This is a genomic window from Rhodoferax sp. GW821-FHT07F03 (genome assembly GCF_059418745.1).
In genome coordinates this window covers 1-2,061 of record NZ_JBWKQM010000030.1, presented here as the reverse complement: position 1 = coordinate 2,061, position 2,061 = coordinate 1, and the positions used below count along the sequence as shown (strand labels likewise).

The following is a 2,061-nucleotide window of genomic DNA, read 5'->3' as shown; positions in this document are numbered from 1 at the left end:
GTTCCACGAACTCACGTTTGAGGTCCATAAGGTTCCTTGTTTGCCAGGCCATGTACTTCTCCTCGCGCATCTCGCGCCGGAAAAGTGTTACCCATGTCCTCGCACACCTGTTACCTAGGTACCCGGTCCATACACTTCGCCAAAGAAACGTAACCCAACGAAAGGGCGAGCCGAAGTCGTCGCCCCTTCGCTGCGCTACGGGTACGCTGCGTTGCTCAGTCTGAGCGGGGTCTGGCTAAACTCGCTTCGCTCAAACAACGCCAGCCCTGATCCGCTCAGACTTCCGCTACTCGCCGACGCCACACGGCGTGGGAGCGGACAGCCAAACAGCCAGCCCGGCTGCGCCGGGCATCGCGCACAGGGCGAACAACACCCCCTTCCGTTCGCCCTGAGCTTGTCGAAGGGCTTCGACAAGCTCAGCCCGAACGGCATGACGTAAACGGCGGCACGACTCCTTCGCGCCCTAAGCGCGATTTGGCGCACAGCGCCACCGATCCCGCATTCGGGGTCCCCCTCTGTATGCGCCGAGGCGCGCAGCTTTGGACGGATCAGGGCTGGCGTTGTTTGAGCGAAGCGAGTTTAGCCAGACCCCGGCCAAAGCGAGCACCGCAGGTTCCCCAGCACGGTAGTGCTGGGGTGCAGACAGTGGGGACGCCTTTCTTTTGGTGACTTTTCTTTTGCGCAAAAGAAAAGTTACTGCGCCGCCGGGCGCACATCCCGGCCAGGGATTGCCTAGACGTAAAGACCCATTCGCACTATCCCCAACTGCACATAAATCTTCAAATGGAAACAGACTCCTAATCACATTCAAGCTGCGCAAACAGCTATAAAAAATAGAACATTTGGTGGTTCCACCTTTTTGAGGGAAGACGCCTACAGGTTGGGCACCGACCGGCTACGCCGGGCTATAGTGGTTCAACACTGAACGTGCGGTGTTTGTCAAAATTTTTATACCTGTATAAAAAACTAGGGCACCCCACGGAAAGCCAATCTGCAAGCCACTTCCAGAAGATTTTTATGACCAATATAGACGGCAGCAACTTTTTTATCGCGCAGCTTTTTCGGTCTACATTACGTTAGCCAACACATGAAGTTTCCAAGCTTCTCCGCGAACCGCTTCGCCTGCACAACTATCGCCATAGTTGCATATTGCGCAGCGCACGCTACGCAAACTCCAGGGCGCGACGCCTGGGATGAACTGAGGCCAGATTCCGAAGCCTACAAGGTCCTCAAGCGGCGTTGTCAAGCCGACGCAGGCGAGGAGTTCTTCGGAACCGTCGAGGACGTGAAGGGCGTCTACTTAGATTCCGAGGCACGTACGATGTCTTTCATCACGGGCGGCCCCGCAAGCTACGGCATTTCGTACACCAACCCTCCATACATGTTCTTGCGGAATGGGTTGTACTACGTTGAGTACGGTTCTGAACTGCCTGGGGCAAGCGCGTTTGGACGCACTGGTGCAAAGGAGGGAAGCTCCTATGTTCGCTTTGACACGAAAACCCGAAACACGGAGGCCATCAGCGACAGGACTGCTCAAGTGCGAATCAGTTTCAAACGTACAACATCGGAAGACGAGGAAAAACTTGGTGTCTTTGGTCGCTTAATCGAGATCTCAGACGACACGGCACACAAAGTCCTTGCGCGAAGAAGAGACTACGTATGGCTGAATCCTGACCGGCGCGGCGCCCACGGTGGTTTCATCTGCCCCACTGTCCCCGAGGGGGAGTCTTTGCCAATCTCGTTTCTGGCGAAGGTAATCAACGTTAAGAGCTACACGTGCTGGACAAAATTTGGAGCGGCCACTCGTGCGTTGACCAACAAATATGATTCGAGCGCACACAATGCCCTACTGAATGAAATGAATCAGTGCGAAGCCGATTACTTTGGTCGAACCAAGTAGTGCATGCAAAGTAGTCACCTCAGACGTTGCCGTGTTGGCTAACCCGTCATTGCAGCTGACTGCCTTCGGCAGCCGCTGAACTCCAACGTTGAAGCTGTAAAAAAACTCCTGGCACGACGTTTGCGATCCATCCGACCAAGGAGATCGCGACCATGGCCCGC

The 2,061-nt window shown here is 55.2% G+C and carries 1 protein-coding gene; it reads left to right on the top strand.

Annotated features, from left to right (window positions below; all coding sequences use genetic code 11):
• Positions 1 to 1,087: 1,087 nt before the first annotated feature.
• The gene (locus AC07R0_RS25650) at positions 1,088 to 1,900 is read left to right on the top strand and encodes a hypothetical protein (protein ID WP_495107021.1); all 813 of its coding nucleotides are present in this window, start codon (positions 1,088 to 1,090) and stop codon (positions 1,898 to 1,900) included.
• Positions 1,901 to 2,061: the final 161 nt, after the last annotated feature.

Bases quoted from the DNA above. Each gene is read 5' to 3' on its own strand.
- AC07R0_RS25650 (WP_495107021.1), top strand. From the start codon at position 1,088: ATGAAGTTTCCAAGCTTCTCCGCGAACCGCTTCGCCTGCACAACTATC.